Annotated in this window: 27 protein-coding genes, 1 tRNA gene and 1 other RNA gene; 21 read left to right on the top strand and 8 right to left on the bottom strand. The window is 65.0% G+C overall.

Annotated features, from left to right (window positions below; genetic code table 11):
- Positions 1–60: 60 nt before the first annotated feature.
- The 3 genes from yajC (at position 61) to secF (ending at position 3,053) form a co-directional block, all read left to right on the top strand.
- Entirely contained in the window at positions 61–384 is a 324-nt protein-coding gene (gene yajC, locus RIB52_RS04485) for a preprotein translocase subunit YajC (protein WP_350173350.1), read from the top strand.
- Positions 385–454: 70 nt separating this feature from the next.
- Positions 455–2,053: a protein translocase subunit SecD gene (gene secD, locus RIB52_RS04480; RefSeq protein WP_350173348.1), complete on the top strand. Its 1,599-nt coding sequence runs from the start codon at positions 455–457 to the stop codon at positions 2,051–2,053.
- Positions 2,054–2,072: 19 nt separating this feature from the next.
- Positions 2,073–3,053 carry a protein translocase subunit SecF gene (gene secF / locus RIB52_RS04475; protein WP_350173346.1) on the top strand — a complete coding sequence of 327 codons (981 nt, stop codon included), beginning with the start codon at positions 2,073–2,075 and terminating at the stop codon, positions 3,051–3,053.
- A 4-nt stretch (positions 3,054–3,057) separates the two neighbouring features.
- Here secF and RIB52_RS04470 read toward each other — a convergent pair whose 3' ends face one another.
- Together RIB52_RS04470 and RIB52_RS04465 are read right to left on the bottom strand one after the other, a co-directional pair.
- Positions 3,058–4,245 carry a glycosyltransferase gene (locus RIB52_RS04470; protein ID WP_350173344.1) on the bottom strand — a complete coding sequence of 396 codons (1,188 nt, stop codon included), beginning with the start codon at positions 4,243–4,245 and terminating at the stop codon, positions 3,058–3,060.
- Positions 4,246–4,276: 31 nt separating this feature from the next.
- The gene (locus RIB52_RS04465; protein WP_350173342.1) at positions 4,277–4,855 is read right to left on the bottom strand and encodes a helix-turn-helix domain-containing protein; all 579 of its coding nucleotides are present in this window, start codon (positions 4,853–4,855) and stop codon (positions 4,277–4,279) included.
- 104 nt (positions 4,856–4,959) lie between these two features.
- Between RIB52_RS04465 and RIB52_RS04460 the strand changes: the two genes are divergently transcribed.
- Positions 4,960–5,433 carry a DUF6456 domain-containing protein gene (locus RIB52_RS04460; RefSeq protein ID WP_350173340.1) on the top strand — a complete coding sequence of 158 codons (474 nt, stop codon included), beginning with the start codon at positions 4,960–4,962 and terminating at the stop codon, positions 5,431–5,433.
- Positions 5,434–5,436: 3 nt separating this feature from the next.
- On the opposite strand, the gene RIB52_RS04455 is transcribed toward RIB52_RS04460, so the two are convergent.
- Together RIB52_RS04455 and RIB52_RS04450 are read right to left on the bottom strand one after the other, a co-directional pair.
- Positions 5,437–6,018, bottom strand: coding sequence for a uracil-DNA glycosylase family protein (locus RIB52_RS04455; RefSeq protein WP_350173338.1), 582 nt, complete (start codon positions 6,016–6,018; stop codon positions 5,437–5,439).
- Positions 6,015–7,829 carry an ABC-F family ATP-binding cassette domain-containing protein gene (locus RIB52_RS04450; RefSeq protein WP_350173337.1) on the bottom strand — a complete coding sequence of 605 codons (1,815 nt, stop codon included), beginning with the start codon at positions 7,827–7,829 and terminating at the stop codon, positions 6,015–6,017. Before RIB52_RS04450 ends, RIB52_RS04455 begins: the two co-directional genes overlap by 4 nt.
- Before the next feature lie 126 nt (positions 7,830–7,955).
- On the opposite strand from RIB52_RS04450, the gene RIB52_RS04445 reads away from it, so the two are divergent.
- The 7 genes from RIB52_RS04445 (at position 7,956) to RIB52_RS04415 (ending at position 13,307) form a co-directional block, all read left to right on the top strand.
- Positions 7,956–8,690 carry an SIMPL domain-containing protein gene (locus tag RIB52_RS04445; protein ID WP_350173335.1) on the top strand — a complete coding sequence of 245 codons (735 nt, stop codon included), beginning with the start codon at positions 7,956–7,958 and terminating at the stop codon, positions 8,688–8,690.
- Between the two features lie 67 nt (positions 8,691–8,757).
- Positions 8,758–9,096, top strand: a complete 339-nt coding sequence (locus RIB52_RS04440) for a hypothetical protein (protein WP_350173333.1) — start codon at positions 8,758–8,760, stop codon at positions 9,094–9,096.
- Positions 9,097–9,207: 111 nt separating this feature from the next.
- Positions 9,208–9,885, top strand: a complete 678-nt coding sequence (locus RIB52_RS04435; RefSeq protein ID WP_350173331.1) for a response regulator transcription factor — start codon at positions 9,208–9,210, stop codon at positions 9,883–9,885.
- Between the two features lie 100 nt (positions 9,886–9,985).
- Positions 9,986–11,359 (top strand): sensor histidine kinase, encoded by a 1,374-nt coding sequence (locus RIB52_RS04430; RefSeq protein WP_350173875.1) that lies wholly within the window; start codon positions 9,986–9,988, stop codon positions 11,357–11,359.
- 108 nt (positions 11,360–11,467) lie between these two features.
- On the top strand, positions 11,468–11,590 hold the full coding sequence (locus RIB52_RS04425) for a hypothetical protein (RefSeq protein WP_350173329.1): 123 nt from the start codon (positions 11,468–11,470) through the stop codon (positions 11,588–11,590).
- 610 nt (positions 11,591–12,200) lie between these two features.
- Positions 12,201–12,530, top strand: a complete 330-nt coding sequence (locus tag RIB52_RS04420; RefSeq protein ID WP_350173327.1) for a hypothetical protein — start codon at positions 12,201–12,203, stop codon at positions 12,528–12,530.
- Positions 12,531–12,869: 339 nt separating this feature from the next.
- Positions 12,870–13,307 (top strand): hypothetical protein, encoded by a 438-nt coding sequence (locus RIB52_RS04415; RefSeq protein WP_350173325.1) that lies wholly within the window; start codon positions 12,870–12,872, stop codon positions 13,305–13,307.
- Positions 13,308–13,311: 4 nt separating this feature from the next.
- Here the strand turns inward: RIB52_RS04415 and RIB52_RS04410 are convergent, their stop codons facing one another.
- On the bottom strand, positions 13,312–13,626 hold the full coding sequence (locus tag RIB52_RS04410) for a chorismate mutase (RefSeq protein WP_350173873.1): 315 nt from the start codon (positions 13,624–13,626) through the stop codon (positions 13,312–13,314).
- 96 nt (positions 13,627–13,722) lie between these two features.
- Between RIB52_RS04410 and RIB52_RS04405 the strand changes: the two genes are divergently transcribed.
- The gene (locus tag RIB52_RS04405; RefSeq protein WP_350173323.1) at positions 13,723–14,733 is read left to right on the top strand and encodes a polyprenyl synthetase family protein; all 1,011 of its coding nucleotides are present in this window, start codon (positions 13,723–13,725) and stop codon (positions 14,731–14,733) included.
- Positions 14,734–14,791: 58 nt separating this feature from the next.
- On the opposite strand, the gene RIB52_RS04400 is transcribed toward RIB52_RS04405, so the two are convergent.
- Positions 14,792–15,604: a hypothetical protein gene (locus RIB52_RS04400; RefSeq protein ID WP_350173321.1), complete on the bottom strand. Its 813-nt coding sequence runs from the start codon at positions 15,602–15,604 to the stop codon at positions 14,792–14,794.
- A gap of 175 nt (positions 15,605–15,779) precedes the next feature.
- Here RIB52_RS04400 and hrpB point away from each other — a divergent pair, with 175 nt between their 5' ends.
- From hrpB to hbs, 8 genes are all read left to right on the top strand, one after another.
- Positions 15,780–18,212 (top strand): ATP-dependent helicase HrpB, encoded by a 2,433-nt coding sequence (gene hrpB / locus RIB52_RS04395; protein ID WP_350173319.1) that lies wholly within the window; start codon positions 15,780–15,782, stop codon positions 18,210–18,212.
- 113 nt (positions 18,213–18,325) lie between these two features.
- Positions 18,326–18,604 (top strand): ETC complex I subunit, encoded by a 279-nt coding sequence (locus RIB52_RS04390; RefSeq protein ID WP_034900814.1) that lies wholly within the window; start codon positions 18,326–18,328, stop codon positions 18,602–18,604.
- Between the two features lie 134 nt (positions 18,605–18,738).
- Positions 18,739–18,833: signal recognition particle sRNA small type (gene ffs / locus RIB52_RS04385), an RNA gene on the top strand.
- Between the two features lie 65 nt (positions 18,834–18,898).
- The gene (locus RIB52_RS04380; protein WP_350173317.1) at positions 18,899–20,758 is read left to right on the top strand and encodes a DNA polymerase III subunit gamma/tau; all 1,860 of its coding nucleotides are present in this window, start codon (positions 18,899–18,901) and stop codon (positions 20,756–20,758) included.
- 19 nt (positions 20,759–20,777) lie between these two features.
- Positions 20,778–21,119 carry a YbaB/EbfC family nucleoid-associated protein gene (locus RIB52_RS04375; protein ID WP_350173315.1) on the top strand — a complete coding sequence of 114 codons (342 nt, stop codon included), beginning with the start codon at positions 20,778–20,780 and terminating at the stop codon, positions 21,117–21,119.
- Between the two features lie 29 nt (positions 21,120–21,148).
- Positions 21,149–21,493 carry a hypothetical protein gene (locus RIB52_RS04370; protein ID WP_350173313.1) on the top strand — a complete coding sequence of 115 codons (345 nt, stop codon included), beginning with the start codon at positions 21,149–21,151 and terminating at the stop codon, positions 21,491–21,493.
- Positions 21,494–21,598: 105 nt separating this feature from the next.
- Positions 21,599–24,007: an endopeptidase La gene (gene lon, locus RIB52_RS04365; protein WP_350173311.1), complete on the top strand. Its 2,409-nt coding sequence runs from the start codon at positions 21,599–21,601 to the stop codon at positions 24,005–24,007.
- A 248-nt stretch (positions 24,008–24,255) separates the two neighbouring features.
- Positions 24,256–24,528, top strand: a complete 273-nt coding sequence (gene hbs, locus RIB52_RS04360) for a non-specific DNA-binding protein Hbs (protein WP_350173309.1) — start codon at positions 24,256–24,258, stop codon at positions 24,526–24,528.
- A 128-nt stretch (positions 24,529–24,656) separates the two neighbouring features.
- Here the strand turns inward: hbs and RIB52_RS04355 are convergent, their stop codons facing one another.
- Both RIB52_RS04355 and RIB52_RS04350 read right to left on the bottom strand, forming a co-directional pair.
- Positions 24,657–25,526 carry a hypothetical protein gene (locus RIB52_RS04355; RefSeq protein ID WP_350173307.1) on the bottom strand — a complete coding sequence of 290 codons (870 nt, stop codon included), beginning with the start codon at positions 25,524–25,526 and terminating at the stop codon, positions 24,657–24,659.
- Positions 25,527–25,560: 34 nt separating this feature from the next.
- A complete protein-coding gene (locus tag RIB52_RS04350; RefSeq protein ID WP_350173305.1) occupies positions 25,561–26,403 on the bottom strand; it encodes a TrmH family RNA methyltransferase in 843 nt (280 codons plus the stop codon).
- A gap of 97 nt (positions 26,404–26,500) precedes the next feature.
- On the opposite strand from RIB52_RS04350, the gene RIB52_RS04345 reads away from it, so the two are divergent.
- Positions 26,501–26,586, top strand: a tRNA-Tyr gene (locus RIB52_RS04345).
- The last annotated feature ends 5 nt before the right edge of the window (positions 26,587–26,591 follow it).

The following is a 26,591-nucleotide window of genomic DNA, read 5'->3' as shown; positions in this document are numbered from 1 at the left end:
GCTCGCGGCTCGATGCCTCGAGCCGGGATCGATAGACACATTCTGACGGGTTCAGTGACCATGATTGACATTCTCGCTGCGGGCGCGGGGGCTGCCGAAGCCCCGCCGGCATGGATCAACCTCCTGCCGATCGTCGGCATGGTCCTGATCTTCTGGTTCCTCATCATTCGCCCGCAGATGAAGCGGCAGAAGGAACACCAGCAGAAGATCAGCGAATTGAAGAAGGGCGACCAGGTCGTTACCGCCGGAGGGCTCGTCGGCAAGATCACCAAGGTCGACGAAACCTATGCCGATATCGAACTCGCCCAGGGCGTGCGGGTGAAAGCGGTCAAGTCCACGATCGGCGACGTCATCCCGCCCGGCGGCAGCGCCGCGAACGACTGATCCGGCAGGCGTTCCGCGCTTTTCCGATCGACCCCAGAACAAGAACCAAGCAAGGCAAGATCCAGCGGCAATGCTCGATTTCCCTCTCTGGAAGAAACTCATGCTGTGGGGGATCACCCTCGCAGCCGTGATCGCGGCCCTGCCGTCGCTCACCAATTCGGCCGGCATCGACTGGCCCGACGAACTGCCCGACCCGATGGTCAATCTCGGCCTCGACCTTGCGGGCGGTTCGCACCTCCTGCTGGAGGCCGAGGTCCGGGAGATTGGCGCGCAGCAGCTCGAGAACATGGAAGAAACCGTGCGGCGCGAAATGCGGGGCGCGACCCCTCGCATCCGCATCGGCGACATTTCGACACGGGACGGCCAGCTCTCTTTCATCTTGTCCGAAGCAGCCGATATCGACCGTGCGCGCGGCCTGCTCGAACCCTACATCATGGGCGACGGGCTGACCCGCGAATGGGATCTCGAAGTCGTTGACACACAGCGCATGGTGCTGACCCCGACAGAACAGGGGCTCGAGGCCCGCATCGACGATGCCATGGAAAGCGCGACCGAAGTCGTGCGCCGCCGGATCGACGATCTCGGCACGCGCGAGCCGACCATCATCCGCCAGGGCGACACGCGCATCGTCGTGCAGGTGCCGGGACTCGAGGACCCGGATGCCTTGAAGGATCTGCTCGGCCAGACCGCGCAGCTCGAATTCAAGCTGGTCGACAAGGACGCGCTGCCAAGCAACGTGCAGGCTGGGATCGCCCCCCCCGGCAGCCAGATCGTGCCCTATGCGCCTGGCACCGGATTCGAGGGCCAGTTCGAAGCGGTCGAGCGCCTCGGCGGCATCCGCGGCGACAGCCTGACCAATGCGCAGGCGGGGGTGGACCCGCAGACCAACGAGAATGTCGTCGATATCACTTTCGATGCGCAGGGCGGGGCGCGTTTCGCCAAGCTTTCGACCGAAAATGTCGGCGAGCGTTTCGCCATCATCCTCGACGGGGAGGTCATTTCAGCGCCCTATTTCCGTGAGCGTATCTTGGGCGGGAGGGCGCAGATTTCGGGCAGCTTTACCGCCGAAAGCGCCAACAATCTGGCGATCTCGCTGCGTTCGGGCGCGTTGCCGGTTCCGCTGACGGTGATCGAGGAGCGCACGGTCGGCCCGGACCTGGGCGCGGATTCGATCCGGCGCGGCATGATCGCCATGCTGATCGGAAGCCTCGCGGTCATCGCGCTGATGATGGCGACCTATGGCCGGTTCGGCGTCTATGCGACCATCGCGTTGGTTTTCAATGTCGCGATGCTGCTGGGCATCATGGCCGTGCTCAACACGACGCTTACCTTGCCCGGCATTGCGGGCTTCGTACTGACCGTGGGTGCGGCGGTCGATGCCAACGTGCTCATCAACGAGCGGATCCGCGAAGAGCGCAAGCGCGGGCGCAAGGTCGTGACGGCGGTCGAGACGGGCTACAAGGAAGCCAGCCGGGCGATTTATGATGCGAACATCACCAATTTCATCTCCGCCGTGCTGCTGGGCCTGTTCGGCTCGGGCCCCATCCGCGGATTCGCGGTCGTCCTGATTCTGGGCCTGTTCACGTCGGTTTTCACCGCCTTGCCGCTGACCCGGATGTGGGTCGCCGGATGGCTCCGCAAGACCCGCCCGGCCGATCTCAATATCTGAGCGAGGGACAAAAGCACCCATGAGACTCCTCAAACTCGTCCCCGCGGATACGAACATCAAGTTCCTGAAGCTGCGCGTGCCGTTCTTCTTCGCGAGCGTGCTACTGGTGGCGGCAAGCTGGGGGCTGGTTTTCTTCAACGGGCTCAATCTCGGTGTCGATTTCGCCGGGGGACAGGAAATTCAGGCGACCTTTACCGACAGCGCAGAAGCGCCGGTCCCCGAATTGCGCGAAAGTATCGGTGCGATCGAAGGCGTCGGCGATCCCGTCGTCCAGCGCTTCGGCGAGGCAAACCAGGTCTCGATCCGGGTCAAGCTCCCGCCCGAGGCCGAGGGCAATCCGGCCTTTGCCGACGAGCTGACGACACGCATTACCGGCGCGCTCGAGGCGGGATATGACGATATCCAGATCGACGCGGTGAATTCGGTGTCGGGCAAGGTTTCCGGCGAATTCCGGCAGGACGCGATCCTCGCGCTGCTCGCGGCGATGGTGGCGGTCGCGCTCTATATCTGGATCCGGTTCGAATGGCAGTTCGGGGCTGGCGCGCTGTTCGCGCTGTTCCATGACGTATCGCTCACGCTTGGCCTGTTCGCGCTGTTCCAGCTAGAGTTTTCGTTGCAGATCATCGCCGCGATCCTCGCCATCATCGGCTATTCGCTCAACGATACGATCGTCGTGTTCGATCGCATCCGTGAGAACCTCAAGAAATATCGCAAGATGCAGCTGCCCGAACTGCTCGACCTTTCGATCAACGAGACGCTGGCGCGCACCGTGATGACTTCGCTCACCCTGCTGGTCGCGCTTTTGCCGTTGCTCCTTTTCGGACCGGCGAGCCTGTTCGGCCTCGTCGCCGCTATCACGTTCGGCCTTTTTGTCGGGACCTATTCGAGCGTCTATCTCGCCGCGCCGATCCTCATCTGGCTGGGCGTGACCTCGAACAGCTTCGTGCCGCAGGAAAGCGAGGCCGACCGGCAGGAGAAGATCGCCCGCGGGGAAGCATGACGCTTCATTCTTGCTCGGCCACAAGCCGACCATAATGGTCCGCCAGCCGGGCCGCGTTTTCCTCCCAGCTGAAACGTTCGACAAGTTCCGCTACTGCCTGCCGAGGCGGGGGATCGTTGAGCACTGTATTGATTCCCGTGGCAACCGCACCGGGTTCGCGCTTGACGAGCCGTCCGGCAAGATCGCTCGTGATGAGTTCGCGTGCCCCGCCCACATCACAGGTCACCACCGGGGTCCCGCAGGCGAGTGCCTCGACCCACGCATTGGCAAGGCCTTCATTGGCGCTCGGCAGGACCATGACATCGGCGGCCGAGAGCAAGAGGGGAAGCACGTCGTGGTCCAGCAGGCCGACGAAATGCACCCTCTCGGCAAGACCGAGCGCGCGCGCCTGCCCTTTGAGCTGGGCTTCCTGCTCGCCGCGCCCGACAAGGACAAGGTGCGCACCTGGCACTTCGGTCAAGGCGTCGAGCGCGATATGCTGTCCCTTGCGCTCGATCAGCGCACCGACAGAGACGAGCAGAGGCGCGTTATCGGACATTAGGAAGCCCAGTTCCGCGCCCAGCTGCGCCCGCAACTGCGTGTGGGCGAGCGGACGGAAGCGGTCGCGGTCCAGTCCGGTATAATGAACCGTGATCTTTTCGCGTGTCATCCCCAGAATCGCCATTTCGCGCTTCAGGGCTTCGCTCACGGTCAGCAGACCGTCCGCCTGATGTGCCGCACGGAGCATCTGCTCGCGCGCATAATCGACATGGCCCCAAAAGGTAATGTCGCTGCCGCGTGCCTTGATCGAAAGTGGGAGTTCGAGCGAGTGCGCGATGCGTGCGGCGGCCGGTCCGTCGGGGAAGAAGAATTGCGCGTCGATCAGGTCAATCGGATGCTCCGCGTGGATCGCGCTGACCAGCGGCATGGCGCAGCGTGCGATCGCCGCCGCGTTGCGCCGGCCGCCGATCTTCGGGATCAGGGTGAATCGTGGGCGATGGACGGTGATGCCGCCTTCATCGGCCTGCTCCTCGATACCCGACAGCTGCCGGTAACGACCAAGCGCGATAGGTGGCAGGCCGATAGGGTTGATCACGGTCACCCGCCAGTCCCCGCGTCTTGCAAGGGATTCGAGCGAGCGCGCAACGAAGGTGCCGAAGCGCGGGGCAACCGGGTTCGGCCAGAGCGTGCTGATCGAGAGAACGTGCCTCATCACCGCGCACTCGCAAGCCGTAGCGCGGGGCTCACAGTTCGCGCACCAGCATCACCGCGAGACCGATCCAGGGCGGGTTGTCCACGATAAGCTGTTTCTGTCCCGCACCGGGCGGAAGCAGGCCGATTCGTGCACCCTGGCGGTCGATCAGGCGTCCGAACGCAAAACGCCCGCCCGCGCGCGGGACAAGGCAATCGCGGTTGATCGCCTGCCCGGATTCCTGCGGATCGATCCGCCGCAGCCAGAGCCGGTCGCCCGGACGATACTCGCCCATGCTCGCGGTGACCTCGAGCACTGCCAACGCGTTTCCGTTCGCGGCTGCAAGATCGGTCGGCAGTAATGCCTCGCGGGGGGCAGTCAGCGCTTCGGCTCCGTTGGCACCGAGTTCAGCGACGACGCTAGCCGCCGGGGCTTGTTCGGACCGAACGAGGCTTTCCGGGTCGACGCCCAGCGCCTTTGCAATGCGGTCCATCCACTTGAGCGAAAGGTTGCGCATGCCGGTCTCAAGTCGCCCGATCGTCTGCGCTGTGGTTGGCGGGTCGCAGGCCTGGGCGAGTTCGGCCAGCGTCAGCCCCTTGGCCTTCCGGATATCGCGGATACGGTTGATCATGAGTGGGCTCGCGCAATGCATATTTTACCAGATTGGTTTGGGACTTTCCTACAGCCCGCCCTCTTTGGCAAGTCTTCCCTTGGCCGGAAAAAGGGAGGACGGGCATGAAGCGAGAGCTGGTCGAACGCGAACTGACATCCGAAGGCCCCCGCCGAGCGGGCGATGCGCGGGGAAAGCGGCGCACGGTGACGGTGAACCTGCGCGAGTCGCCGCTCGCCTGGCTCCATTCGCGCGGCCATCTCGAAAATCGCCTGTTCGATGCTGGAGAGGCTTTGCGAAACGATTATGAGCGCGCCCAGTTGTCTGCGAATGTGACGATGCGTTGGGACCCGGTCAGGGTGAAAACAACAGGCGATCGGGGTCTTTCGCCGACCGAGCGGCAGGTCGCTGCCAAGCGCCGATTCGACGAAGCGATGTCGCATGCGGGCAAGGGGCTGGAAGACATATTGTGGCGCGTGGTCTGCGCGAACGAGGGTCTTCCCGATGCCGAAAAGGCGCTTGGCTGGCCCGTGCGCAGCGGCAAGCTGGTGCTCAGGATCGCGCTCGACCGCGTGGCGGAATATTACCGCATCGCCTAAGGGTCAGCCGAGCGCGCGCGCCACGGCACGGCGCAGGACAGGAAGGGTCTCTGCCTCGAACCAGGGATGTTTCGCCATCCACAGCCGCGCACGCCAAGCCGGATGGGGAAGAGGGAAAAGCGATCCGAACTGGTCCGCCCGGCGGACGCGCTCCGTCATGGTGAGGCGGCGCGTTTTGGGCAGGTAGGCTGCCTGGGCGTAGGTCCCGACGAGCAGGGTCAGGCGGTCCTCCGGCAGCAGGGCGAGCACCCGCTCGTGCCAATGCGTCGCGCATTCACGGCGCGGCGGGGCGTCGCCGCCCTTGCGCCTGCCGGGATAGCAGAACCCCATCGGCATCAGCGCCACTTTCGCCGGATCGTAGAAGTTACCTCGCTCCATCCCGAGCCAGCTGCGCAGGCGGTCGCCGCTGTCGTCGTCCCACGGAACGCCGCTTGCGTGTACTTTCGTCCCCGGCGCCTGCCCGATGATCAGCACGCGTGATGAGGGCGTGAACTGAACGACCGGGCGAGGACCCAGCGGGAGATGGTCGGCGCACAGGGTGCAGGCGGAAATTTCGCGGTGAAGGTGATTCGCTGCCTCGCTCACCCCTCGACCTTTTCGGCGAGGTCGAGCCAGCGTTCCTCGGCGGTCTCCTTTTCGGCGCGGGCGTTCTCGATGCCTTTGGAAATCGTGGCGAACCGCTGCGGGTCCCTCGTGAAGAGATCGGGATCGGCCAGGATCGCCTCGCCTTTCGCGATCGCCGCCTCCAGTTCCTCGATCCGCTGCGGCAGAATCTCGTAGTCGCGCTGGTCTTTATAGGAGAGCTTGTCGGCCTTTGGCGCTGCGATGGCGGGCGAGGGGGAGGGGGCGTTCGCCTTCTGCTTCGAGCTGCCAGCGACCGGCTTTCGACGTTTCGCCTGCCAATCCTCATAGCCGCCGGCGACGATATCGACCGTCCCCGACCCGTCGAGGCCCAGCGTCACCGTCACGGTCCGGTCGAGGAAATCGCGGTCGTGGCTGACGATCAGCACGGTCCCGTCGAAATCGGCGATCACCTCCTGCAGCAGGTCGAGCGTTTCGAGGTCGAGGTCGTTGGTCGGCTCGTCGAGCACGAGCAGGTTCGCCGTGCGCGCAAACTCGCGGGCGAGCAGGAGACGCGAGCGCTCGCCGCCCGACAATATGCCGACCTTGGTGTCGACGATGCCAGGATCGAACAGGAATTCCTTGAGATAGGCCTGGACGTGCTTGCGCCTGCCCTGCACGTCGATCCAATCGCCGCCTTCGGCGAGAATCTGGCGGACGCTCGCATCGGGTTCGAGCAGCTTCCTCTGCTGGTCGATCATCACGCCCGAAAGGGTTCTTGCGTGCGTAATCGTGCCGTTGTCGGGCTCTATCTCTCCGGTGAGCATTTTCAGCAAGGTCGTCTTGCCAGCGCCGTTCGCGCCGACGATCCCGATCCTGTCACCGCGCTGGATCCGCAGGGTAAAGGGCTTGATAACGGTGCGTTCACCGAAACTCTTGGTGATGTTTTCCGCGACGATTACCGATTTCGACTTGAAGTCCTCGTCGCTCGCGAGCTTGAGCTTCGCCGCCCCGCTGGTCGAGATCATCGCCGCGCGCACGGCCCGCATCTGATGAAGTTTTTCGAGCCGCCCCTGGTTGCGCTTGCGCCGCGCCGTCACGCCGCGTTCGAGCCAGTGCGCCTCGATCTTGAGCTTGGCGTCGAGCTTTTCGGCGGCCCGTGCCTCCTCCGCATAGACCTGTTCTTCCCACGCCTCGTAGCCGCCGAAGCCGACCTCCTTGCGCCGCAGCGTCCCCCGGTCCAGCCACAGCGTCGCGCGCGTCAGACGCTTGAGAAAAGTGCGATCGTGGCTGATCGTGATGAAGGCGCCCTTGTAGCGGCTCAGCCAGTCCTCGAGCCAATCGATGGCGGACAAGTCAAGGTGGTTGGTCGGCTCGTCGAGCAGCAGCAGGTCCGGGTCCTGCGCCAAAGCGCGGGCGATGGCGGCGCGGCGCTTCTCGCCGCCGCTCGCGCTCGCCGCCTCACGGCTCATGTCGATGCCGAGCTGGCCCGCGATCGCCTCGACCTCGTGGCGCTCGGGTGCGTCTTCGCCGGCCAGCGCGAAATCCATCAGCTTCGCCGCGCCGCTGAAATCCGGGTCCTGTTCGAGAAACACTATCCGCGTCCCCGGCTTCAACCGCCGGACCCCGCGATCTGCCTCGATCCGCCCGGTGATCAGCCGCAGCAGCGTCGTCTTGCCCGCCCCGTTGCGCCCGATCAGCGCGAGCCGGTCGCCCGGCAGGACATGGAGATCGATCGGCTCCGGCCCGTCCGCATTGGCGCCGCGCCCGAACAGCCAGCGCCCGCCCTGCTGGAGGGAGAGGTTTTCGAGGCTGAGGATCGGGGGCTGTGCCATAGGGACGGTCAGGTAATCGCTTGCATCCCGCCTCACAAGGCGGTTGAGTGTGCGCGGTTCAGCGTGCGGAAAGTCGGCCTTCGCGATCGAGCGGAACATGTCGCGCACCCAAGGAAGGATATTGCCATGAAGACCGCCGTTACCGCTGCATTGAGCGCTGGGCTGCTCGCAGTTCCAGCCGCTGCAGCCGATGTCGAGATCGAAGCCGAAGGCCCGGTAATCGAGCTCAGCGTTTATGAAAGCATCACCGCCGAGCCCGACATCGTCACGATTGGCGCCGGTGTCACCACCCAGGCACCTACAGCGGTCGAGGCGATGCGACAGAATGCGCGGGAGATGACGCGCGTGATCGAGCGGATCAAGACGCTGGGAGTCGATGAAAAGGATATCCAGACGACAGGCATCAACCTGTCGGCTCGGTATGACTATGATCGCGAAAATCGCGAACAGGTGTTCCGCGGCTATTCCGTCTCGAACCGGGTGAGCGTCAAGCTTCGCGACATCGAGGGTACCGGCAAAGCGCTCGACGCGCTCGTCGAAGCCGGGGCGACCGACATTTCGGGACCGAATTTCGGGCTTGAGGATGATGCCGCAGTCAGGGACGAGGCCCGTATGCGCGCCGTGCAGCGAGCCGGGGCGCGGGCGCGGGCCTATGCCGCGATGCTTGGCTATGACGGTGTCGAGGTGCTCCGGATCAACGAGACGATCCGGGGAAGAGGCCCTTCACCTGCCAATGCGATGCGATCCATGGATGCCGAAAGCGTCCAGGTCAGCGCGACCCCGGTCCAGCCCGGAATAGTCGAAACGGGCGTCAGCATTTCGATCACTTACGAACTGGTCGATGACGAGGATGAAGAATGACCGGTGAAGGGCTGCTGCGCTCCATTCACAGCCCGTTCAATGCCTTGCCGATATTTACGCGTCGACCATGAAACGCATACGCTCCCTTGTCGCCGGCTTCCTCGCTGCCCTTGCGCTCGGCGCGCTAGTCGCCCCAGCCGGGGCGATCGATGCTGGCGGGGCATTCGCCCAGAACCAGTCGCGCACCGACCAGGGCGAAGCCCGCAAGGCCATGAAGGCGGGCAACATCAAGACCATCAGCGAAATCGAGCGGCTGGTCCTTCCTCGCATGCGCGGAGCGGAATATCTCGGCTTCGCTTATGATGCGACCGCGCGCGCCTATCGGTTGAAGTTTATCAAGGATGGACGTGTGATCAATGTCGATGTCGACGGTGCGACCGGCAAGATCATCAGCCGATCGCGCTGACGCGCTTCGGGTCCGGGCGGTGGACACGGGAGCCACGCGACCCCACGTGAGTTGACGAAACAAAGCCGAAAGCCCAACGAAAAGGGCCAAGCAAACGACAAACGGTGGACAATGCGCATCCTGATCGTCGAAGACGAACCCACGCTCGGCCAGCAGTTGAAAACGACGCTGGAGCAGAACGGCTATGCTGTGGATCTTTCCACCGATGGCGAGGATGGACATTTCCTCGGCAGCACCGAGGATTACGACGCGGTTATCCTCGATCTTGGCCTGCCGGAGATCGACGGACTTACCGTGCTCGGCATGTGGCGCAAGGAAGGGCGCGATTTCCCCGTGCTCGTCCTGACCGCGCGCGACAGCTGGTCGGACAAGGTCGCCGGGCTTGATGCCGGCGCTGACGATTATCTCGCCAAGCCGTTCCAGACCGAGGAATTGATCGCCCGCCTGCGCGCACTTATCCGCCGGGCTTCCGGCAATACCTCCAGCGAGCTGACGGCGGGCGACGTGCGGCTCGATACGCGGTCGGGCCGGGTCACCCTTGCGGGCGAGCCGGTCAAGTTGACAGCACAGGAATACAAGCTGCTTTCCTACCTTATGCACCACAAGGGCAAGGTGGTCAGCCGAACCGAGCTTATCGAGCACATTTACGATCAGGATTTCGACCGCGATTCCAACACGATCGAAGTCTTTGTCACCCGTATCCGCAAGAAACTCGGCGCAGAAGTGATCACGACGATCCGTGGCCTCGGTTACAGCCTCGACGACCCGGCGGACGCGCCGCGGGCCTGAGCCCGTCGGCAGTGCCGCGACCTCGCCCGAGGGCGGGGCCGGAAGTGCTGCGAGCGTCGAGGACGGAGCGGTGACGCCTGCTCCCGGTCGCCCGCTCGCCATGCGTCCGCGCGGCAGCCTTGCCCGGCGCATGGGGCTCATCGCGACCGCCTGGATCCTCGTCCTTCTGCTGGGCGGCGGGATCGCGCTCGAACGCACGCTGACGGGCCAGGTCGAGGAAAATTTCGACGAGCAGCTGGAATACATCCTCACCGCCATGATCGCCTCGGCCGAGGTGCAGCCGGGGGGCGAGGTGTCGTTCTACCGCGTGCTGGGCGACCAGCGCTTCCTCGAGCCGGGCAGTGGGCTCTACTGGCAGATCGACGGGGAGGGGCAGGACCCGTGGCCCTCGCGCAGCCTGTGGGACCGTACGCTCGAACTGCGCGGTGTGGTCGACCGCGCCGGCGGGGCAAATGGCGGGCAAGGCTTCGACAGCGAGCCGGTTTTCTACAATTCCGACCAATTCGAAAGCGAGCCGCTGCGTATCGCAGAGCGAACCGTAATCCTGCCGGGCAGCGACACGCGCTGGACCTTCGCCGTCGCCAGCGCGACCGAGGAAATCGACGCGCAGGTGCAGCGCGTGCGGCTGATCCTGATCTGGAGCTTCGCGGTCCTCGGTCTCGGCCTCATCGCCATGGCGCTCCTGCAGATTCGCTACGGCCTCTCGCCGCTGCGGCGGGTGCGGGCGGCGATCCAGAAACTGCGCACCACGGGCGAGAACCGGATTACCGAGCCGCTGCCCGAGGAGGTCCAGCCGCTGGTCGAGGAATTGAACGCGCTGCTCGCTCACTCGGAACGGCAGGCCGAGGAGGCACGGCGTCATGCGGGCAATCTCGCCCATGCGCTCAAGACCCCGCTCACAGTGCTTACCAATGCCGCGACTGCGCGCGCACCCGACCTGTCGGATGCCGTTTTCCGCGAGACGCGGGTGATGCAGCGCCATGTCGACCACCATCTCGCCCGTGCCCGCGCGGTCGGGCGGCGTGCGGTCGGCCATGCCCGCACGAATGTCCGCGCCAGCGCCGAGGCCGTTCGCCGCGCGGTCGAGCGGCTCCATCCCGAAGCCCGCTTCGACATAGCCGGGAGCGGCACCGCCGAAGTCGCGATCGAGCGGCAAGACCTCGATGAGATCCTCGGCAACCTGATCGAGAACGCAGCGAAATATGGCGGGGGCAGCGTTTTCGTCACGATCGACCAAGAACCGCAAGCCGGGCAATGTTTGATCTGGATCGAGGATGACGGACCAGGCATCCCCGAGGCCGATCGAACTCGCATCTTCGACCGCGGAGCGCGGTTGGACACAGACAAGCCGGGCACCGGGCTCGGCCTTGCGATCGTGCGCGACGTGGTGGAAATCTACGCCGGCTCGGTCAAGCTTGGCCAAAGCGAGGACCTTGGCGGACTGCTGGTCGAACTCAGCCTTCCACGCGCCTGAGCGCGATTTTCCTCGAGGTCCGCGAAGGGTTTCGACAACCTTGCGCGGCATTGGGTGCGAAGCCGGAACCCATTGCCCAAGCCAACGGGGCCATTTGCGCGAGACAGGATGAAGGGCAACCTCGCTTCGATGCCGACGGGCCGTATGCCCGCCGAGGGCAGCGATGATGCGACGCTCGTCGCGCGACTCGCCGCGCGCGAGGAAGCCGCGCTGCGCGTTCGGGTAGCGTAGCGATGAGCGCACGGGCCATCGCATCGCGCTGATCCGCCTCGATCATCGTGCCCGCGCGGCGCTGAGGAAGGCGTGCGAGGCGCAGGAGACTCTCAATGCCACTGAAGGGCGTGCGAAATGAGCGAACCTGCCGAAAGACCGTCGTTTTCCGATCCGCCCCGGCGAACCGCTCGACAACGTGCTCGGTGATTCGCCGCCGCTCCCGTCCGATTTCGCGGACCGTGTGCTCGAGCGGCGAGAGCGGAGGATCGACCGCCGGATCGGGGGCATAATCGAGCATAGCAGGGGATCGCAGGAAGCGGTCGAAAACCCGGGCGATATCAACCGGGCTTCAGACGGTTCGTAATTGGTATCGGAAAAACCCACGGGGCCCGCGAAGGGTAGTGATGGGCTGCCTCGTTTGCCTCATGTCCACGACCGAATGGTGGAAGCCGGGCGGGGATGAGCAAACAACCCCCCCTTGGTCCCGCGAGGAAAGGAGATGCGACCCACTATCCCTTCTTCCGCCGTTTTAACCATCGCCTTCGTCGCAATCCCAGTGCATGCGCAGGCCCAAGACCGAACGCGCACCCATGACGGCCCCAATGCCACCGTTACCCAAACCACTACGGTGAGTCGGGAGGCTGGTACGCTCGCGCGGGAGCGAAGCGCGATCCACGAGCAGAGCGGTAAGACGGCCTCTACCAGGCGCGATCGCCAGCGCACCGAGACCGGCTGGACCGTAAGCCGCAGCCAGACCGGGCCGGGCGGCAAGACCCACTCTTTTACCCGCGAACGCGACCGCGGCGAAATGGGGGCGAGGGCGAGCTTTTCCGGTACCGTCGCCTCGCTTCGCGACGAGCAGTATGGCCTGTCTGCAAGCCGCAGCCGCAGCCGCAGCCGCAGCCGAAGTCGCAGCCGCCGCCGCGACGGGGCAATTCGTCGGCGACCCAGCGCCTGACGGGGCCGGACGGTCAGACGCTCTACGCTCGTGACGGCATCACGAGCCACTCGCGCAGCGGACCGGGATAAACCCAACCGATCGCAGTATCAGCCGCAAGCGCGATGCGAGTTTCCAGCCCCGGCGGTCGGGCCAGCGCGATCAATCCACCGCGCTGAAACCGGTCGAGCCGCACATCTCCGGGGGGGTGCTCCCAGCCCGGAGCACGCAGCGACCCTGCGGTTCGGCCGACCGGTTCGTGCATGGCCTGGTGGTGTGCACTTTTCGAATCGACCATTAATCCCGCGTTCAAGCGGTCTCCCCGAGCATCAATAGCTGTTCAATTGCGGAAGGCGCGCCGTGAAGACACAAGCCTGTATCCTTCTGGCCATTGGCTTCGCACTCGCCTCCTGCGCGTCACCAAGCTCGCGCGGCGGTCTCGCGGGCACGCGCACCGTGTTTCACAACCCTTTCGCGACGATGGAACGGTTCGAGGACGAGATGCGCCAGGGCATTGTCCTCCCGGGCTCGGGCCGGGTCGCATTCGACCGCGAAGGCAATCCGATCCGCCTTAGGCGCGAAGAGCGCCGCGCAATGCGCGACCGGGCGGCAGCGGTGCGCTCGACGATTATCCTGCGCGAGGCGCTGGAGAAGGGGCAAAGGGTTCCGGTTCCGCTCGATGCGCCTTCGCGCTCAAAGGATGGAGGTGGGGCGCCCGCGATGGATCCGTCCCTCGGTGCTCTCCCGGTTGCGGTGCCGGTCTCGCTTCCGGCTCCTTCTTCCAAAGAGTCTCGCTGAAGAATCAGCCCGAGCGTGCCTTTTCGTGATGGCGGATGACCTCATCGATGATGAAGCGCAGGAATTTCTCGGAGAATTCGGGGTCGAGATCGGCCTCTTCCGACAATTTCCGCAGCCGGGCGATCTGGCGTTGCTCGCGCGCGGGATCGGCGGGGGGCAGGGTCACGCGCGCCTTGTATTCACCCACCGCCTGGGTGATCCGAAATCGTTCGGCGAGCATGTGAATGATTGCCGAATCGATATTGTCGATGCTCTTACGGTAGGCCGTCAGGACCGGGTCGAGCGCGGGCGCACGCTCGCTTTCGGAGGGCGGCGTCATCGTGCCGGAGGTGTGCGTATCGTCGGACATGGCTTGCAAAGCTAACAGCAATTTGCGGCTTGCCAAGCGTTCCTGCCTCGCCCACATGCACCGCCCATGACAGCCGACGTCGTTCCCCTGCCGCGAAAGCGGCCGACGCTCGATCCGATGCTCTCGCTTACCGCGAGCGGCATGAATGCGGTCAACACCGTCATTCTGGAGCGGATGCAGAGCGAGATTCCGCTTATCCCGCGACTTGCGGGGCATCTCATTTCCGGCGGCGGGAAGCGGCTGCGTCCGATGCTTACGCTCGCCGGGGCCGAACTGGTCGGTTATAATGGGACGCGACATCACAAGCTCGCCGCAGCGGTCGAATTCATTCACACCGCGACTCTCCTTCACGACGACGTCGTCGATGGGAGCGAGCTTCGCCGGGGCAAGGCGGCAGCGAATATCGTCTTCGGCAATCCGCCAACGGTGCTGGTCGGCGATTTCCTGTTTTCGCGTGCCTTCGAATTGATGACCGAAGACGGCTCTCTGCGCGTGCTCAAGATCCTGAGCCATGCCAGCGCCGTGATCGCGGAGGGGGAGGTTTCGCAATTGACCGCACAGCGCCAGATCGAGACCAGCGAGGAACGCTATCTCGACATCATCGGTGCGAAGACCGCTGCGCTGTTCGCTGCCGCGAGCCAGATCGCCGCAGTCGTCGCGGAATGTTCCGACGAACAGGAGCGCGCGCTCGAGGATTACGGGCGCAATCTGGGTGTCGCATTCCAGCTCGTCGACGACGCGATCGACTACGATTCGGATGCTGCGCAAATGGGCAAGGACCGGGGCGACGATTTCCGCGAAGGCAAGATGACGCTGCCCGTCATCCTCGCCCACGCCCGCGGCTCGGATGGTGAGCGCAAGTTCTGGCGCGATGCGATCCTCGGCCACCGATCGAGCGACGAGGATTTTGCTCATGCCATCACGCTGATCGACAAGCACGACGCGCTGGAGGACACGCGCGAGCGGGCGCGGCATTTCGCGCACCGGGCGATAGATGCGATCTCGATCTTCCCCGACGGCAAGGCTCGCTCGGCGATGACCGAGGCGGCGCAATTCGCCGTCGCGCGCGGGTTCTAGGCGCGAAAAACCCCGCCACCTGGGCTGCAGGGGCGGGGCTCTTCGCAATCAGGTCGCCTTACGACTGGCGCGTCGCGCTCCAGCGAACCACGCTGTCGTCGCTGAGGTCGGTCGAGACCGCGGAAACCGTGTCGCCTTCGATCGTGAGGTCGAGCGTCCCCTCCGCCTCGCCGTCGCGCATGTAGGTTTCGCGATAGGTGTTCTCGCCGGTCTTCTCGATCTTGATCATGCCCTCGGCATTGTCGCCTTCGAGCGGCACCGGATCACCGCCGAGCGTGGCGGTGTAACCCGACCCGTTGCCCCTGTAGGTAATGGTGTCGCCATCAACTTCGTAGGTCACCATAAGTCCGGCATCGCTCATCTCGCCGACGCTGACGGTCTTCCATTCGCCCGAGGCCGCGTGCGACCCGTCAGGGCCGGCGGCGACGCGTTCGAACATGGTGGAGCCTTCGACCACTTCATCGCCGCCCATATTGGTCCAGTTGACCGTCATGGCCTGGCCGTCTTCGCTCACGGTCCAGGTGGATTCGCCGAGCTGCTCTTCCCCCATGCGGCTCGCCGAGGTGACTGTGGCGTCATCGACAACCGTGAACTTGACCCCGTCGATGCCGGGACGGTCTACCTCCTGCCATTCGCCGTCCGCTGCGACCGAATAGGGCGGATCACAGCTCTCGCAAGTGTATTCGCCGTCGGCGATTACGTAGCTGCTGGTAGCGTTCTCGAACTGGGCCGAAGCCGGGTCGAGCTTCCAAGTGCCTGCGAGCGAAGCGCCTTCGGTGGCTGCCGCGGTGGTTTCGGCGTTTTCTTCCGCGCACCCGGCAAGGCCCATGGCCAGCGTCATCGCGGTCATGGCCGTCATCATCTTCTTCATCGATTTTCCCCTCTGTTGGCCGCCCGCGCCGCCTGTTGAACTGATCGCGAGCCTTCCTTGCACTGCGCCCGGGAGGAGCGGTAGCACCGGTTTGCGTCTTTTCCAATTCGCTTCGCTTGGAAGAGAGCGGGTGCAGGCCCTTGCGGCCCCGCGCAAATCTGCCACATCCGCGCGCATGTCCGACGACCTGCCGATCCGCGAAGTTATGCCGCAGGTGCTCGCCGCCTTGCGCGAAAGCGGGGCGGGGGTGCTTGTCGCGCCGCCCGGGGCGGGCAAGACCACGGCGGTCGCGCCGGCCTTGTTGGATGAGCCATGGTGCTCGGGGCAGGTCATTCTCACTTCCCCTCGCCGGGTCGCCGCGCGCGCTGCGGCCGAACGGATGGCGGCCATGCTTGGAGAGGAGCCTGGCGCCACGGTGGGCTATGCAACGCGGCTCGAAAGCCGGGTTTCGGCAAAGACACGCGTGCTCGTCGTGACGGAGGCGATCCTCTTGAACCGACTGGTCGAGGACCCGGAATTACCGGGCGTTTCGGCGCTTCTGTTCGACGAGGCGCATGAGCGGCATCTCGACAGCGATCTCGGGCTTGCCCTTGCGCTCGAAAGCCGTGCGGTACTGCGCGAAGACCTACGCCTGCTGGTGATGTCGGCGACAATCGACGGGGCCCGTTTTGCGCGGCTGTTGAGTGAGTGTGCGACGGTGATCGAAAGTAAGGGGCGGAGCTTTCCGCTGAAAATCAAATGGCTTGGGGACGATGGCTCGCGGCGGATCGAGGACCGGGTCGACGCTGCCGTGATGCAGGCCTGGCGCGAGGAGACGGGCGATATACTTGCCTTCCTGCCGGGCGTGCGCGAGATCGAGCGCGTGCGCGGACGCCTCGCCACGCGGCTGCCAGACACGCCGATCCTCCCGCTTCACGGGCAGGTCGAGACCGGCGCCCAGCGCGCCGCGATCGCCCGCGACCCGAAGGGCCGCCGCCGCATCGTGCTGGCGAGCGCTATCGCGGAGACCTCGCTGACATTGGACGGGGTTTCGGTCGTGGTCGACAGCGGCCTTGCGCGGCTTGCCGAGTTCGATCCCGCCGCCGGGACCACCCATCTCGTCACCCGCCGGGCGCGCCGCGCCGCCGCCGACCAGCGCGCGGGCCGGGCCGCGCGGCTGGGTCCGGGTGTCGCTTACCGATTGTGGGAAGAGGGCGGGCATCTCGGCCGACCCGAATTCGCCGCGCCCGAGATCGAGACGGCGGACCTTGCTCCCCTCGTCTTGACGCTGGCGCGCTGGGGACAGGGTGATCCGCTGGCGCTGCCTTGGCTGGATCCGCCGCCCGAAACGGCGATCGCGAGCGCGCAGGCCCGGCTGGCGGCTATGGGGGCGCTCGATGACGACGGGCGAATCACGCCATGGGGTGAGAAGCTCGCGGTGCTCCCGATGGCGCCCGATCACGCCGCAGCGATTCTCTTCGCGGCGGAGGCGGGATGCGAGGAAGACACCGCGCAGCTCGTCATGCTGCTGCAGGAGCGCGGGCTCGGCGGGCGTAGCGAAGATCTTGCGCAGAGGCTGGGTGGATGGGCCAGGGCGCGCGGCAAGCGGGCCGAGGGCGCGCGTCGCACGGCAAGGGGCTGGGCGAAGCGCGGACGGTCATTGGCGAAGCGGGGCGAGCGCGATCTCGACCCGTTCGAATGCCTTGCTCTGGCACGGCCCGACTTCGTGGCGCGACGGCGCGATGCCTCGGGCGAACACTGGCTCGCGTCGGGCGGGCGGGGCTTCCGGCTCGACCCTGCGTCGCCGCTGGCCCGCGCCGAGTGGATCGTGATCGGCGATGCACAGGGGCAGGCGGCAGGTGCAAGGATCACGGGCGGAGCGGAACTCGCGCCGGAGCGGGTGACGCGAATCTTCGCAGATCGCATCGAGGAATCGCTCACAAGCCATTGGGACGCAGAGCGGAACCGGGTGCTGGCGCAACGGTGGCGGCGGTTCGGTGCAATCACGCTGGCGAGCGTGCCGGAGCCTTCGCCGGACCCCGCTCTGCTTGTGGATATCCTTGTTGAAAAGGCGTTGGAGAAGCTGGGGACGGATAGCGGCCTGTTGCCCGAAGGTTTCTTGGCTCGCGCCCGCTTCGCAGGTGTCGAAGCGATGTCATCGGAAGCCCTGCGCGAGAACGCCGCGCTCTGGCTCGCCCCCCTGCTGGAAAGACGGCGCGATCTCGACATCGCGCCCGGCCGGGTGGCCGAGGCGGCGATGGGCCTAATCGATTGGGAAAGCCGCCAGCGGCTCGAGCGCGAGGCTCCGACCCATTTCACCTCGCCCGCAGGCACGCGCCATGCGATCGACTATGCAGGCGAGGACGCACCGAGCGTCGAAGTCAGGGTGCAGGCGCTGTTCGGCCTCGACGCGCATCCGATGATCGGTGCGGTGCCACTGCTCCTCAAGCTCACCAGTCCCGCGGGCCGTCCGGTACAGGCGACCCGTGACCTGCCCGGCTTCTGGCGCGGGAGCTGGGCGGACGTCGCCAAGGACATGAAAGGCCGCTACCCCAAGCACCGCTGGCCCGAGCGCCCGTGGGAGGAAAAGCCGAGCCTGAAGACCAAAAACGCCTTCAACCGCGAGTGATTCTGGATTATCGCGACCCCGGAAAGACAGCCCCGGCGCGCAGCGCCGCAAGGCCGACCGGCCGCCCGCAGCGATGCGGCCGTCAGGCCGCGTGAGCGAGGAAACGCAAAAAAATGCCCGCAGTGATCTACCAGCAGCCCAAGAGCGCTATGCAGTCCGGTAAGGCCAAGACCGACACCTGGGTGCTCGAATTCGAGCGGTCCGAGGCGCTGCGCCCCGACCCGCTGATGGGCTGGGCGGGCAGCGGCGACACCCAGGCGCAGGTGCGGCTGAATTTCCCGACCAAGGACGCCGCGAAGGCCTATGCCGAAAAATACGGCATCCCTGCGCGTGTCCATTCCACTCCGCCCAAGCGTCTGAAGCTCCAAGCCTACGCTGATAATTTTAAATGATATCCTCGCTCATGCGACCTGACGGCCGCATCGCTGCGGGCGGCCGGTCGGCCTTGCGGTCGCTGCGCAACCGGGAAGCGCGAAACGCGATACGCAACTGTTGAATTCGCAAAACTTTCGCGCCATATGCCCGCTTGGGAGTCGGGTGGACGTTTGCGTTCGCTCACCGGGTCAGGTCCGGAAGGAAGCAGCCCAGGTGAATTGCGGCGGGTCGCTCGGCTCCTTTTCCCCCGCGCACCATTTTTCCGTATCCCTCGCCATGACAAACGGGTGCCGAGCGCCTAGCTTATCGGCGTGAACGATTCCGACCCAGACCCGCCCGAGACCGAGGACAAGGACCGCCCGAGCGCGGCCGAGCTCGAGGCTGCGGGCCAGAATTCGATGTTCGGCGACGCTCCTGCACCTTCTCCCGTGCCCACGACCCCGTCCGAACCTGCTTCGGTCCCTGCAGCCGCTCCCGCCGCGCCCGATCCGGGGCAGCCCTATCGCGTGCTCGCGCGGAAATACCGCCCGCAGACCTTCAGTCAGTTGATCGGGCAGGAGCCCATGGTGCGCACGCTCGCCAATGCGATCGAGCGGGACCGGCTCGCCCATGCCTTCCTGATGACCGGGGTGAGAGGGGTCGGCAAAACCTCGACCGCGCGGCTGATCGCCAAGGCGCTGAACTGCGTCGGCCCGGACGGAACCGGCGGCCCGACGATCGACCCCTGCGGCATGTGCGAGCCGTGCCGCGCGATTTCCGAAGGTCGGCATATCGACGTGATCGAGATGGACGCTGCCTCGAACACCGGGGTCGACGATGTGCGCGAAATCGTCGACGCGGTTCAGTATTCAGCCGTTTCGGCGCGTTACAAGATCTATATCATCGACGAGGTCCACATGCTCACGCGCAATGCGTTCAACGCATTGCTTAAGACGTTGGAAGAGCCTCCGGCGCACGTGAAATTCCTCTTCGCCACGACCGAGGTCGAGAAGCTGCCCGTCACGGTCCTGAGCCGCACGCAGCGGTTCGACCTCAGGCGCATTCCGGCGGACCTGCTAGCCCAGCATTTCGCCTGGGTGTGCGGCCAAGAAGGCGTCGAGGCGCAGGAGGAGGCAATCCGGATCATCGCCGCTGCAGCGGAAGGATCGGTTCGCGACGGGCTTTCGATCCTCGACCAGGCGATCGCCCACGCCGATCTCGAGGCAAGGAGCGAGACCGGCGGGACAGTCACTGCGGAGCGGGTGCGAGACATGCTCGGCCTTGCCGACAAGAGCGCGCAGCGCCGCCTGCTCGGGCATCTGTTAGAAGGCGAGGCAAAGGCGCTGCTTGCGGGCGTTGACGAGCAATATGCCCTTGGGGTCGAACCGCTCGCCCTGATGCGCGCGCTGATGGATCTGGTGCATCGCATCACCGTGGCGCAGATCGCCCAAGCGGCGCCCGATGCGCCCAGCGAGGAAGAGCGCACCGCGCTTGCCGACTTCGCCGCGCGGCTTGGGGCGGGGGAGCTTCACCGCCTGTGGCAATTGCTGCTCAAGGGGCATGAGGAGGTGCGCACTGCGCCCGATCCCCTGGTCGCACTAGAGATGGCGCTGTTGCGCGCTCTTCATGCGAGCGAGATGCCCGATCCCGGCAAGCTCGCGCGGCGGATCGAGGACCTGGCCCGAGGGGCGGCGCCGCAGGGCGCGCATCAGGGCGGGGTGCCTGCCCGGGAACCGCCGGGGGAAAACAGCGTGGCGCGCGCTGGTGAGGGAGAGGACAACCCGCCCGCCGATGGTATGGAGCAGGACGATTGGGCCGCGTTGGTCGAGCGGGTCGACAGCGCAGGCCACCTGCGCGTCGCCCAGATCATGCGCGATCGTGTCCGGGTGATCGAACTGGCCCAGGATCGGTTGGTCTTCGAGCAGGCGGACAGCTTTCCCGAAGATCCCGCACCCGAAATCCGCGACGTGCTTCTGAAGCTGACGGGGCGGCGCTGGCAGGTCGAGAAAGGCGAAGGCGCGGCACGGCCGAGCCTGCGCGAAACCGCGAGCGCCGAGGCCAGCGCTGCGCGGGAGCGGGTGGCGGCCGATCCGCTGGTCAAGGCCGCACTGGAGGGGTTTCCCGAAGCCGAACTGCTCGCCGATGAAGACGGTGAGTCGGCCAATGTCGCGCGCATGGGCCGCGCGAGGTGAGCAATATGGAGATGACGCGATGAAATCGATGGAAGAAATGATGCAGGCCGCCCAGCAGGCGGCCGAGACGATCCAGAAACAGATGAACGAGATGCAGGTCAAGCTCGACAACATGGAGGTCGAGGGCCAGTCGGGCGGCGGTCTCGTCAAGGTCCGCGCGAGTGCCAAGGGCCGTATCAAGGGCGTGACAATCGACGACAGCCTGATGAAGCCGGAGGAAAAGCAGGTACTCGAAGATCTCGTTACCGCCGCGTTCAACGATGCGCGCGACAAGGCGGACCGGGTCTCGGCCGAGGAGATGAAGGAGATGCAGGGTTCGATGGGCCTGCCGCCGGGGTTCAACCTGCCGGGCATGGGGTGAGGCCGTGAGTGAGGACGCTCGTAAAGCGGATGTCCCTCGCCGATGTGGTCGGCGTGACCTTGGTCGTCACGGTGGGAACGCTGACTGCCCTCGATCCCGATCCGGGCGAGGCCATCATGCGGTTCTATCTCGTCCTCGTCGGTTCGCAGAGGCTCTTCATACCCGCGCTCGCCACCGCACCCGCGCGGGCGCCGCCGGTTTACGGCAACCTCACCCGCGTCGTCCTGCTCGGCTCGCTGATTCTGGGGGCGTTGGTCGCCCCTCTCGACATGCGACTTGGCGAGGCCATCGCTGCGGGAGAGGGAGTCTCCTTCTGCATGTCCTTCCTGCTGGCGAGGAACGACAACCCGGCTCGCCATATTGAGCAGGGGTGAGCGCTCGCTTCCACAGCTTCCTGACGCTCGCCATTGCGGCCCTGCCCGCCGCTACCCATATTTCCTGCAAAGGACGGCCCCAATGGCCGCCGCGGACCTATACTCATGACCCAGACCTTTCCCCTCCTCCCCTTACGCGACATCGTCGTTTTTCCCGGCATGGTCGTCCCCCTCTTTGTTGGGCGCGATAAGTCTGTCGCCGCACTCGAGGCGGCGATGGAGGGTTCGAAGGACATCTTCCTGCTCGCCCAGATCGATCCCGGAACCGACGATCCGGCTGGCGACGATCTCTACGATGTCGGCGTGGTCGCGCAGGTGCTTCAACTGCTGAAGCTGCCCGACGGCACGGTGCGCGTGCTGGTCGAAGGCACGCACCGCGCGCAGCTTTCGGCACTGAACGATGCGGAGGATCACGTCCTCGCCGAAGTCGATCTGCTCGATCCCGAAACCGTGGGGGGCAGCGAAGTCACCGCCCTGATGCGGCAGGTGACCGAGCAATTCGGCGAATATGCCAAGCTCAACAAGAAGCTCGGCGAGGAAACCGATATCGAACTGGGCGATGTCGACGATGCCGGCCAGCTTGCCGACATGATCGCTGCCGCGATCAGCGCAAAGGTGTCCGACAAGCAATCGCTGCTGGCGGAGGGCAATCCGCTCAAGCGGCTCGAACTCGTCATGGCTTTCATGGAAGGCGAGCTGTCGGTGCTGCAGGTCGAGCGCAAGATCCGCGGGCGCGTGAAGCGCCAGATGGAGAAGACGCAGCGCGAATATTACCTCAACGAGCAATTGAAGGCGATCCAGAGCGAACTGGGCGGCGGCGACGGCGAGGACGGGGACGAGATCGCCGAGCTGACCGAGAAGATCGAGAAGACCAAGCTTTCCAAGGAAGCGAAGTCCAAGGCGCAGGCCGAGCTGAAGAAGCTCAAGGGAATGCAGCCGATGAGCGCGGAGGCGACCGTCATCCGCAATTATCTCGATGTGCTGCTGGGCCTGCCCTGGGGCAAGAAGTCGAAGATCAAGAAGGACATCGCCAAGGCGCAGGAAGTGCTCGACGCGGACCATTACGGCCTTGAAAAGGTCAAGGACCGGATCGTCGAATATCTCGCCGTGCAGGCGCGCACCAACAAGCTGAAGGGGCCGATCCTGTGCCTCGTCGGCCCTCCGGGTGTCGGCAAGACCAGCCTCGGCAAGTCGATCGCGAAGGCGACGGGCCGCGAATTCGTGCGCCAGTCGCTGGGCGGCGTACGTGACGAGGCTGAAATCCGCGGTCACCGCAGGACCTATATCGGCTCGATGCCGGGCAAGATCGTCAGCAACCTGAAAAAGGCCGGTACGATCAACCCGCTTTTCCTGCTCGATGAAATCGACAAGCTCGGCCAGGATTTCCGGGGCGATCCTGCGTCGGCCCTGCTCGAGGTGCTCGATCCCGAACAGAACAACAAGTTCCAGGACCACTATCTCGAGCTCGACCTCGACCTCTCGGGCATCATGTTCGTGACCACCGCGAACAGCCTCGACCTGCCGCAGCCGCTGCTCGACCGGATGGAGATCATCCGCCTCGAAGGCTACACCGAGGACGAAAAGGTCGAGATCGCCAAGCGCCATCTCCTGCCCAAGCAGATCGAGGAGCATGGCCTCAAGGACGGCGAGTTCGAACTGACCGAAGAGGGTCTGCGCGACCTCATCCGCTATTACACCCGCGAAGCCGGGGTGCGCACGCTGGAGCGCGAGATCGCGCGGCTGGCAAGGAAGTCCTTGCGCAAGATCCTCGAAGGAGATGCGGAAAGCGTAACGGTGACGCCGGAAAATCTCGGCGACTTCGCGGGCGTGCGCAAGTTCAAGCACGGCATGAGCGAGGAAGAGGCGCAGGTCGGCGCGGTCACCGGGCTTGCCTGGACGCAGGTCGGCGGCGAACTGCTCACGATCGAAAGCGTGACGACCCCCGGCAAGGGCGAGATCAAGACGACGGGCAAGCTGGGCGAAGTGATGAACGAAAGCGTCGCCGCCGCCTTCAGCTTCGTCAAGGCGCGCGCGCCCGCCTACGGCATCAAGCCCTCGATCTTCCAGCGCAAGAACGTCCACATCCATCTGCCCGAAGGCGGGGTTCCCAAGGATGGGCCGAGCGCGGGTGTCGGGATGGTCACCTCGATCGTCTCGACCCTGACCGGCGCGCACGTGCGTCCCGACATCGCCATGACCGGCGAAGTGACCCTGCGAGGGCGGGTGCTGGCGATCGGCGGCCTCAAGGAGAAGCTGCTGGCCGCGCTGCGCGGCGGGATCGGGACGGTTCTCATCCCGGAGGAAAACGTCAAGGACCTCGTCGAGATCCCGGACAATGTGAAGGATGGACTTGAGATCGTCGCGGTGAGCCATGTCGACGAAGTGCTCGAGCGCGCGCTCATCGACCTGCCCGCTCCGATCGAATGGACCGAAGCCGACGACATCGCGTCGCACCCTCATGCCGGCAGCACTGGGGAAAATCCCGCCGTTTCCGACGTGCCAACCGCGCACTGAACGGCTAGGGAAATAAGGCTTTGCCGCGAATCGCGGTGAGGGTCGCAAGAACTCGGGACAAAGGGCAACATGATCCAGTCATGGGGCAGGCACGGTTCGTCGCATATGCGATACGTTCCTACCAAAAGCGCGATTTCCCGGGAGATTTGCCTTTGACAGCCTCTCGCAAAAGGTCTCAAATCATGGGCTTTCGGGGAGGCGATTCACCGAATGAACGAATTGATCTCTAGAATGAGGGGGTTCCCAAGATGAACAAGAACGATCTGATCAGCTCCGTTGCAGAAACCAGTGGCCTTTCCAAGAACGACGCCTCCAACGCGGTCGAAGGGGTGTTCGACGCGATCACCAAGGCGCTGTCGAACGGCGACGAAGTGCGTCTGGTCGGTTTCGGCACGTTCTCGGTTGCGAAGCGTAAGGCGTCGACCGGACGCAACCCGCGCACAGGCGAGGAGATGAAGATTCCGGCATCGAACCAACCGAAGTTCAAGGCCGGAAAGGGCCTCAAAGACGCCGTAAACTGATCCGGCTTCTATTTGGCGCGACAGCGACCAACAATCGCGCTGCGGAATCAAAACCCCGCCATCCGCAAGGGAGGCGGGGTTTTTCGTGGACGTGTCCCCGCAAAGGGACTTTTTCGAGCCGCAAAGGCTCAGGGCGTAAGGTCGACGAGCGCCGTCGGCGCCGCCTTGGTGCGCGGGGAAATATCCCACATCAGCACCTCACCGGTCGGCGTCGGGTTTGCGCCCTCATCGGTGTTGTTGGCGAGGATTTTCATGCCGCCCTTGGTGACGATCGAGAAAGTCCCCTCGATCTGCGGGAGAGCCGGCATTTGCGGTGCCTCGTTCGACCCGTTTTCCTCGCCCAGCGCAGCGAGCCCGGCCATCGCTCCCATCCCGCCCATCATCGCCGCCATGGGATTGTCGTCATTCTGAGCCGCGAATGCCGGCGCATTGATGCGCACCACATCGCCGTCGCGCAGGATGAACTGGACAAAGGGGCTAGTGGTCGGGAAGCCCTCAATCATCGGAAAGAGGAAATCGTGGTCCATCGTCCCTGAAATGGAATAGCTCACCTCGAATACGCCGTCGCCCTTGGGCACGACTCGCTCCCAGCCCTTCTGGCGCGTGAGCAATTGGGCAAGCTCCTGCGCAGCCTCGGGATCGGACGGGTCGATGCCGCCCATCATCGCGGACATCTGCTCCGCCTGCTGCTTTGCCTGGGCGGCGCGCTGGCCGGCATTGGCTTCCCATTCGGCCCGCTGTTCGGCGATCTCCTGTTCGCTGCATTCGTCGGGAGAGCAATCCGGTTCGAACGTCTCGGCGGCGGCACCCATCCTTGAAAGGCCGGAAAGGCCGAGAAAGAAGATCTCCCCGTCATAGGTAAAGGTGAATTCACCGTCTTGGCCAAGGAGCAGCGCGCTGTCGAACTTGCCCGGGGAGACGAAACAGCCCGACAGGACGAGCGATAGACCGGCGACAAGTGCCGCGGCGGCGAGACGGATCGGTGAACGGCGTGTCATGGCTTCATTCTCCCTAGAAAGCGTTAGGAAGTGGTTAGGTCCTGATTGCCGCCGCATAGAGCGCGACGGCGGCAGCGTTCGAGACATTAAGGCTTTCGATGGCGGAGGAAATCGGCAGCCGGGCCAGTGCGTCGCAATGGGCCGCGACATTCGCGCGTAGCCCTTCGCCTTCGGCCCCCAGCACGATCGCAAGCGCGCCCGCAGGCATGCTCTCGGCAAGCGTCGCCTCGACGTCGCCTGTCATGCCGATGCGCCAGTATCCGGCCTCCGCCAATTCGTCCAAGGCACGAGCGAGATTCACGACACGCACCCAGGGCACGGTCTCCAGCGCGCCGGATGCCGATTTCGCCAATACCCCGCTTTCGGGTGGAGCGTGGCGGTCCTGGGTAAGGATCGCGGCGGCATCGAAGGCCGCTGCCGAGCGCAGAATCGCGCCGACATTGTGCGGATCGGTAACCTGGTCGAGCACCACGAGCGGGCGCACCGGATCGCCGGTCGCCACGTCGGCAAGGAAAACATCCTCCAATGGCAGGCATTCGAGCACGAGCCCCTGATGCGGCGCGTCCTTGGCGACAAGGCGGGCAAGATCGACTGCATCGGCATATTCGACGGGAAAATCGGGCGGCAATTCGCCGTCGAGGCTGTCGATCCCCTCGCGCGTGGCCCATAGCTTGCGGTGGTCGCGCGCGGGGTTCTTGAGCGCGGCCTCGACCGGGTGACGACCCCACAGTCGGACGTGCCCCGCGCTCGCCCGGCCGGACCCGCGCCCGCCTTTCATGCGGCCTGCGCGGCCTCTGAGCGCGCGCTTGCGTTCCTGTTTCGCCATCGGCCTTTCCGTTGCTGCGAGCGTGAAGCGCTCCCCTGCCAGCAGGGCCATTGACAGGCAAGGCTCGCTTCGCCATTGGGGCGCCTCTCGGCAGCGCGGGGCCCTCCGCTCCGCGTCTCGCCGCCAGCGGCGGCTTTTGGCACGGTGTGGACAGGTGGCCGAGTGGTTAAAGGCAGCAGACTGTAAATCTGCCCGCGCAAGCGTACGCTGGTTCGAATCCAGCCCTGTCCACCACCCCT

This window comes from Erythrobacter sp. (assembly GCF_040217515.1).
Classification (GTDB): Bacteria; Pseudomonadota; Alphaproteobacteria; order Sphingomonadales; family Sphingomonadaceae; genus Erythrobacter.
Note: the sequence above shows the minus strand (reverse complement) of the source record. Positions and strands in the feature narration are given on the sequence as shown.